The organism is Mycobacterium sp. TH-M15 (assembly GCF_057473705.1).
In genome coordinates this window covers 1-8189 of record NZ_JBYCLB010000593.1, presented here as the reverse complement: position 1 = coordinate 8189, position 8189 = coordinate 1, and the positions used below count along the sequence as shown (strand labels likewise).

Below are 8189 nucleotides of genomic sequence, written 5' to 3'. Positions count from 1 at the left end.
TTTACGGTGGGCGAGCTCGGCCAGCACCGCCTCGGCGAACGCCAGCCGGGCGCCGGCCTCCGATGCCGGGTCCGGATCGGCCGGGCGCAGCCGCGCGGCCGGGTCGTCGACGACTTTGCCGGCCAACGCGATGGCCGCGCTCCGGGTGAGTGGCGGCGGGGTCTGGTCGTTGCCGAAGTGCGCCAGGTAGTGGTCGTCGACGATCTCGGCGACCAGGTCTTTGAGGCTCTCCACCAGGGTGAGGCCGGCGTCGGTGTCACCGGCGACGCCAAGGGATTTCAGCACCAGCGAACAGAACTGGTGGATGGTGACGATCGTCGCGGCGTCGAAGTCGGCCAGCGCGTCGCGCAGCCGCGCGCATCGCCCCGCCGCGGCTTCCCGGTCACCGTCGCCGCCGAGCAGGTGGGCCTCCAGGTCGTTGGCCGGGCCGCGGCGGCGCTCCAGCACCGCCACCGCGCCGGCGATCTGGGCGCGCACCCGGTCGCGCAGCTCCCGGCTGGCCACCCGGCCGAAGGTGATCAACAGCAGCTGGTCCACGGTGGCCACGCCGTCGGCCAGGTAGCGGGTGACCAGGCCGGCCAGCGCGAACGTCTTGCCGGTGCCGGCGCTGGCCTCCAGCAGCACGGTGGACCGCTCGGCCGGCAGCGGCCCGGTGAGGTCGAAGCGGTTCAGCACGGCGTGCCCTCCGCGTCGAGCAGCGGCGACCAGAGCCGCACCGCCAGCGCGCCGAGCCGGGTGTCCTCGCCGGTGACCTCCTCGCCGCGGGGCACCTCGCCGAGCAGTCTGTCCAGCGGGGCGTCGGCGCCCCACACCTTGATGCACGCCCGGTCGGTGCGGTCACCGAACTTGCCCGTCCACTTCTTCTGCGCTTCCGGCAGCGGATCGTCGCCGCCGCGGCGCGCCTCGGCCCAGGCATAGGACGTCTTCAGCGGCAGCGGCAGCGGTTCGCGCCGGCCCGCGTCGTAGATGGCCAGCAGGTCGACGAGGACCGCGACCGGGTCTGCGGCCGGGGTCAGCAGCCGCTGCCGGATGTGCCTGCGGCCGGTGCCGCGGCCGATGCACAGCGCCGACCACTGGTTTTCCGGGTGCTGCGCGGCCAGCCCCAGCAGCGGGATCCACGCCGGCAGCAGGTGTTTGGCGGCCAGCCGTGAGTAGACCACCGAGACGGTTCGGGTGTCGTAGACGTCGGAGACGGTCCCGGTCAGCCGGCGCCCGCCGCCCAGGTCGACGTCGATGTCGTAGGCGGCCGGGTCGCCGGTCCGGTGCGGAAACGCGGCTTCGACGAGACCGCTGGCGCTGTCGCGGATTTCACATGCCTTCCGCATCCCGATCCGGCCGGGCGGCAGGGTGCCGCGGCGCCACTCGGCGTTGGCGGCGTCGTCGGGGTGCATGCCCCGCCGCATGTCGGTGAGCATCCGGTCGCCGACGGTCCACTCCTCCAGGGCGTCGATCTCGACCGGCATGGCGTCGCTGACACCGTCGACGTCCCACGGCAGCGTGTAGTCCAGGGCCCGGAAGAACCCCCGCACCGGGTCCTTGAAGAACGCCACCAGCTCGGCCAGCTCGACGTCACCGGCCGGCGGGGCCGGCAGCAGCGCACCGAAGAGCGGTGGCGGGTCGCTGCGTTCGCCGGCGGCGGCCTCGGCGGCGGTGGCCGCGGCCGGGTCGAAGGTGAACGGCCGGCCGGGAACGCCCAGCACGCCGGGGGTGACGTTGCGGACGTCGAACGGCTGCAACGGATGCCGGACCACAACCCGGCCGCGCACCGGCTCGGCGGTGGTGGCGTCCAGCGCGTCGAGCAGCTCGGCCAGCGGCACCGCCGGCGGCCGGGGCTTGCCGGTGTGCTCGTCGGCGCCGGCGTAGGTGATCACCAGCGTCTCGGTGGCCGAGCCGACCGCGTCGAGCAGCAGCTGCCGGTCCTCGGAGCGGACGTCCCGCTCGCCGGTGAGCGGCCGGCGGGCCAGCACGTCGTCGCCGTCGACGTGGTCGGCCCGAGGGAAGACCCCGTCGTCGAGGCCGACCAGGCAGACCACCCGGTGCGGAACCGAGCGCATCGGCACCATGGTGCAGACGGTCAGGCCGCCGGTGCGGAAGTTGGCCCGGGTGGGCCGGCCGGCGAGCTGCCCGGAGAGCAGCGCCCGCACGTCGGAGAGTCGCAGCGAGGTGTCGGCGTGCGGCCCGGCCCGGCGCAGCACGTCGGCGAGCTCGCGGCGCAGCTGACCGGCCTGCCAGCCGTCGTCGAGCTGCACCCGGGTCAGTGCGGCCACCCCGTCGGCGAGCGTCGCCAGCCAGTCGGTCAGCGGCCGTTCGCCGGTGAGTCGGTCGGCGGCGTCCTGCAGCCGGGCGACGAACTCGGCCAGCCGGCCGGCCAGCTCGACCCGGTTGCTGGCGACGTCGTCCAGCGGCAGCGCGGTGCCCAGCCAGGCCCGGGAGTCCTCCGACATGGCCACCCCGGCCAGGATCCGGTCCAGCCCGAACCGCCAGGTGTTGTGCTTGATCCCGGCCAGCCCGTACGGCCGTCGGTGCGCGGCGTCGAAGCTCCACCGGATGTTGGCCTCCCGCACCCAGGCGGTGATGGTCTCCAGGTCGTCGTCGGTGAACGCGAACCGGGCCCGCACCGGCGCGGCCTGCGCCAGGTTGAGCACCGCGCTGGCGGTGGCCCGGCTGTCGGCGATGCCCAGCAGCTCGGCGGCGACCCCCAGCAGCGGGTTGGTCTGGGTGAGCGCCCGGTCGGCCAGCTGCACCCGCAGCGAATGCGCCGGGTGGTTCTCGCCGGCCAGCTCACCCAGGCCGAAGGCGGCGACGATCAGCGGTGCGTAGGTCTCGATGTCCGGGCACATCACCACGATGTCGCGCGGCTGCAGCGTCGGGTCGTCCTCGAGCAGTCCGAGCAGTACCTCGCGCAGCACGTCGACCTGCCGGGCCGGGCCGTGCGCGGCGTGCACCTGCACCGACCGGTCGCCGGGGGCCGGCGACCGCCCGGCCGGGCGGGTCGCGTCGGCGGCGATGTCGGCCTGCAGCCAGCCCAGCAGGGTGCCGGAGGTGCTGGAAGCCACCGGCCCGCCCAGATACTCGTCGGTGGCCGCCGTCTCGGGCAGTGCCCGCTGCAGCTCGCGCAGGTCACGCCCGAGGGTGTGCAGCAGTGGGTGCCCGGCCGCCCGGCCGCCGGTGTCGTCCCGGCGGGGGACGGCGCCGTGCCGGTCGCGCAGCCGCCGCCACAGCGTGTCGGAGGGGTGCGGCAACCACAGGTGCAGCTGGTGATGGACCGCCAGCGCGTCCAGCAGTTCGATGTCGGTGCACGCCAGCCGGGTGTGGCCGAACAACGACAGCCGGGCCGGCAGCCGGTCGGTCGGGGCGCCGCGCAGCCGGGCGAGGGTTTCTCGGTGCCGGACGTGCGGCGGATCGTGCGGGATGGCGGCCACCAGCGCCCGCCACAGCCGGGGCTGCCAGGACAGGTCGGAGTCCAGCTGCCCGCCGGCGCCGTCGCCGGCGGGCCCGTCCAGCCAGTCGACCAGCAGCTGCGGCCGCTGCCGGGCGTAGCAGCCGAACAGCCCGGCCAGCCGGCGGGCCACCGGGTAGCGCCGTCCGCGGCGCACCTCGGCGTCGTCGCCGGTGTGGAAGTGGCCCAGATGCCGGGCCAGGGTGGCGCACCACGGCTGGTCCAGGCTGGCGTCGATCACCGCCAGCAGCGGCCAGGTCATCGCCTCCGCCGACCACGGATCGTCGTCGAAGTCACCGCCGACGCCGGTGAGCTCCGCGATCAGCGAACCGGGGCTGCGGAACGCCACCCCGGCGCAGACCCCGTCCCCGTCCGGGCCGGCGCCGAGCGTATGGGAGAGCCGCTGACTCAGCCAGCGTTCCACCCCGCGCGCCGGCACCAGCACCAGGTCTTCGGCGAACGGGTCGTCCGGCGGCTCGGCGAGCAGCCGGCCCAGCCCGTCGGCGAGCAGATCGGTGCGTTCGGCGCGGTGCAGGTGCAGGGGCATCGACGCCAACCATAGAGCGGCGCACCGACACCGGCCGGAATTCGGTCCCGCCGCGCCGGGAGTAGGGTCGGGCCGGTGGCCGACATCAAACGCATCGCCCTGAGCACCGGCGGGGGCGACGCACCGGGGCTGAACGCGGTGATCCGGGCCGCCACCCTGGCCGCCCGCAACCGCGGCTGGGACGTGGTCGGGATCCGGGACGGCTTCAACGGGCTGCTGTTCGGCCAGGAGTACCCGGACGGTGGGCTGATCGAGCTGACCCGGGACCGGGTGCGCGGCATCATCCCGCTGGGCGGAACCATCCTGGGCAGCACCAACCGCGGCGACCCGACCGCCTACCCGATGCGCCAGGACGACGGCAGCTTCGTCGAGGTGGACCGCACCGCCGAGCTGCTCGACCGCTTCGCCGAACACCGGATAGACGCGCTGGTCACCATCGGCGGCGACGGCACCCTGGCGATCGGCGACCATCTGCACCGGGCCGGGCTGCGGGTGGTCGGGGTGCCCAAGACGATCGACAACGACCTGGAGAAGACGGCGTCGACCTTCGGCTTCGACAGCGCGGTCGGCTTCGCCTCGGAATGCATCGACCGGCTGTTCTCCACCGCGACCTCGCACGGCAGGATCATCGTGGTCGAGGTGATGGGTCGCTACGCCGGCTGGATCGCGCTCAACGCCGGGATGGCGACCGGGGCGCACGCCATCCTGATCCCGGAGATCCCCTACCGGCTGGAGCCGGTGGCGTCGCTGATCACCGAACGTGCCCGGCGCGGCACCAAGTTCTCCATCGTCTGCGTCGCCGAGGGCGCCCGCCCGGTCGGTGGGGAGCACTCGGTGATCGGCAAATCGGTGGGCCAGGCCGAGCGGCTCGGCGGCGTCGGCGCCAAGGTGGCCGCCGCGCTGGAGGAGATGACCGGCCGGGAGACCCGCACCGTGGTGCTGGGCCACCTGCTGCGCGGCGGCTCGCCGACGTCGCTGGACCGGCTGCTCGGCCTGCGCTTCGGGGCGGCCGCGGTGCGCGCCCTGGACGACGGCCACGACGGCATCATGGTGGCGCTGCGGCCGCCGACGGTCGACTACGTGCCGCTGGCGGAGGTGACCCGCCGGCAGAAGACGGTCCCGCTGGACTGCGACTCGATGCTGACCGCCCGCGATCTGGGGATCAGCTTCGGCGACGAGCCGGTGGCCGGCGATGGCTGACCCGGCGGGCCACCGCGGCGAGTACGGGGTGGACGGGTCGTTTCACCACGTCCCGGCGTGGGCACAGGCGGCGGTGCTCGGCGCGGGCTGCGTCGGGCTGGCCGTGGTCGCCGCGGTGGCGGCGGCAATGGGCCACGGCCGGCTGACCGCGGCCGCCGCCATCCTCGCCGCCTTCGTCATCGCCCAGGCCGGGCTGTACCTGCACACCACCCGGCGCGGCAAGTTCGGGGTCTGGGCGCAGATCCTCGACCAGCTGGCGCTGCGCGGCGACGAGACGCTGCTCGACCTGGGCTGCGGGCGCGGCGCGGTGCTCTGCGCGGCCGCCAAACGGCTGCCCCGCGGCACGGCGATCGGGGTGGACCTGTGGCAGGCCGACCAGACCGGCAACGCCGCCGAGGTCACCGTCGCCAACGCCGCGCTGGAGGGGGTCGCCGACCGGGTCCAGGTGCGCACCGCCGACATCACCGCGCTGCCGCTGGCCGACGCCAGCGTCGACGTGGTGGTGTCCAGCCTGGTGATCCACAACATCGGCACCCACCCGGGCCGCCGCCTGGCGCTGACCGAGGCGGTCCGGGTGCTGCGGCCGGGCGGCCGGCTGGCGATCGCCGACCTGTGGGAGACCAGCCGGCACGCGGCCTACCTGCGCGAGCTCGGCTGGTCCGACGTGCGACGACGCAACCTGGGTTGGCGGATGTGGTGGGGCGGCCCGTGGGCGGCCACCCGGCTGGTCACCGCGACCAAACCGGGCTGAGCGATCCCGGCTGCCTGGCCCAAACTGATCGCTCCCGCGGTGGCGTTCAGACCCGAGCCGAGTTCTTCACCGACAGACCGCGGTTGGAGATCTTCGGGGCGCACCTGGCCCGATGCCCGGGGTGCCCGATGTGCAACAGTATCGGGCATGAGAAAGCGAACACCGCCCCCCAAACGCCCCGGAAAAAACTTGCCCACACCGCTGTTCGACGTGACGGGCCACCCACCCGACGTTCGTGTCGACGATGCCGACGAGGGCCCCGATCCGCGGGTCGTGATGGAGGCGATCCTGGGGGATTTTGCCCAGGTCACCGATCCGGTGGAGGCGGAAGTCCTCGGCTCGACGTTTCTCGGTGCCATCGGTTTGTTCGGCGCGGATCTGGTCGCCGCGTCCGAGTTGGTCTCGGTCATTGAGGAAATGGGCGACCCGCGAGCGGCCGGGATGCTCGCCGTGCTCGCCACGCTCGACGAAGGGAAAATAGGCGAGGCCGCCACTGCGGGACTGGACCGCCTACGGGCACGCGGCGTGGCCGCGCCTAAGTGGATGGCGGCGCTGTCGGCTCCGGTGCGCGCACGTGACTGCGTCGAACTGTGCGAGGACGGCCAGACGCTGGTGCTTGCCGCCCGCTTCGACCGCGCGGGCACGGGGCACGCGGTGATGATTCTGGTCGACCCCCAAGATTGCGGGGAGGCCGCCGAGATCGTGCTTCTGGACTGCGCGGATTTGACCGAAGCACTCGTCCGGCTGCACCGGGCCGCTGAACGTGACAAGGTCCGGCTCACCACGACGGTTATCGATCCGGCGGAATTTCGGTGGCGGGCCGAAGCCGCGATGGACGCCCGCGATGATCACGACCGAGATGACCGGGACGATTCGTTCGACGCGGACGACATCGCCGACGCGGACGATCTGTTCGACGACGCGGATTTCTTCGATGACGACGATCTCGTCGACGAGGACGGTCCGGGATACCGTGCTCTGGCGCCGTTGCTGCGGGCTCGACTGCGGGCGCTGCCGTTGCCGACGAAACCGAAGCCGGCGCACGGCGAGGGCCATGAAGCCACGCTGACCGGCCTGCTGGCAGCGCTGGATCGGCTTGCAGCGCCACCCGGGGTGTCCGGCGGGCCGGGCGCGGCGGTTCCGGTGAAGTCGAGCTCGAAACTGCCCGCCAAGCGCAAGACGAGGGACGGGCCGGCCCCCGTTCTGCAGCTGCGTGTCGACCTACGCGGAAGCAAACCACCGATCTGGCGGCGCCTGCAGGTTCCCGGCGACATCGCGCTGCGCGAGCTGCACACGGTGTTACAGGCAGCGTTCAACTGGAATTCCACGCACCTGTACGCCTTCGCCACCGCCTACGGGCAGTTCGGTATTCCCGATCCCGGGCTGGGATTGCGATCCGATGCCAAGGTCACCCTCGAACAGGTCGCCGCCGGCCCCGGGACGAAACTCACCTACACCTACGACTTCGGCGACGACTGGGAACACCTGATCGCCGTCGAGGACAGCGTGTCGTCCGGGGATGCCTCGACCTACCCGAGGTGTGTCGGCGGGCGTCGGAAAGCTCCACCAGAAGATTGCGGCGGCCCCTGGGGGTATCAGGAGCTGCTGGAGATCCTCGACGACCCCGGCCACGAAGAACACCAAGACCGACTGGCATGGCTCGGCATCGACCGACCCGACCAACACGACCCGGCGCACTTCGACACCGACGAGGTCAACGACGTATTGACCAGGCTTCGCCAGAATTCGAGACGCCGGAAGTAGGCATCACGATGGGAGGCCGGACAACGGTCGGGATGCCCTGCCTAAGGATTCGGTTTCGACGAAGAAACCCGATCCGCGGAGGACTACCCGCAAGGGGCGCCGGGTGGGTACCCGTCACCTCGATGTCGACGAGAACCGGGAGTACCTCCCGGTCATCTCCGGCGGCTGAGCGCCTGCCAGCCCACGCCGACGGCGACCAGCGCCGCGGCGATCCCGAGCAGCCGCCAGACCCCGAGCACCTCGACCAGGTCGGCGAGCCAGGACTGCACCGCCGCGGCAGCGCGGATGACCGGGTCCTCGGTGCCGGCGTCGGTGAAGTACAGCCGCAGCTCGTAGTAGCCGTAGTAGGTGGCGAACACCCCGGTCAGCAGCACGATCACCCCGGCGATCCGGCCCACGTGGGGCCGCACCCGGCGCAGCGCCGCGCTGGCCGACGCACCGGCCAGCGCCACCGCCAGGGCTGCCACCCCCACCGTGACGGTCATCCC

General features: G+C 73.0%; 5 protein-coding genes and 1 pseudogene. 3 read left to right on the top strand and 3 right to left on the bottom strand.

Annotation, left to right across the window (positions count from 1 at the left end; genetic code table 11):
• Nucleotides 1-672, bottom strand: a 672-nt coding sequence (locus AC2VNT_RS14640) for a UvrD-helicase domain-containing protein (protein ID WP_486947546.1), incomplete at its 3' end; no start/stop codon positions are given.
• Nucleotides 669-3986: an exodeoxyribonuclease V subunit gamma gene (gene recC, locus AC2VNT_RS14635; protein WP_486947545.1), complete on the bottom strand. Its 3318-nt coding sequence runs from the start codon at nt 3984-3986 to the stop codon at nt 669-671. The genes AC2VNT_RS14640 and recC, both read right to left, overlap by 4 nt.
• A 75-nt stretch (nt 3987-4061) precedes the next feature.
• Between recC and AC2VNT_RS14630 the strand changes: the two genes are divergently transcribed.
• The 3 genes from AC2VNT_RS14630 to AC2VNT_RS14620 all read left to right on the top strand — a co-directional run bounded on the left by AC2VNT_RS14630 (nt 4062) and on the right by AC2VNT_RS14620 (nt 7701).
• Complete coding sequence (locus tag AC2VNT_RS14630) at nt 4062-5186, top strand: 6-phosphofructokinase (protein WP_486947544.1); 1125 nt, start codon at nt 4062-4064, stop codon at nt 5184-5186.
• Nucleotides 5179-5937, top strand: a complete 759-nt coding sequence (locus AC2VNT_RS14625) for a class I SAM-dependent methyltransferase (RefSeq protein ID WP_486947543.1) — start codon at nt 5179-5181, stop codon at nt 5935-5937. The genes AC2VNT_RS14630 and AC2VNT_RS14625 overlap by 8 nt, the downstream gene beginning before the upstream one ends.
• Before the next feature lie 189 nt (nt 5938-6126).
• Nucleotides 6127-7701, top strand: coding sequence for a plasmid pRiA4b ORF-3 family protein (locus AC2VNT_RS14620; RefSeq protein WP_486947542.1), 1575 nt, complete (start codon nt 6127-6129; stop codon nt 7699-7701).
• A gap of 152 nt (nt 7702-7853) precedes the next feature.
• Here AC2VNT_RS14620 and AC2VNT_RS14615 read toward each other — a convergent pair.
• A pseudogene (locus AC2VNT_RS14615) lies at nt 7854-8189 on the bottom strand (cytochrome c biogenesis protein CcdA); the annotation flags it as partial.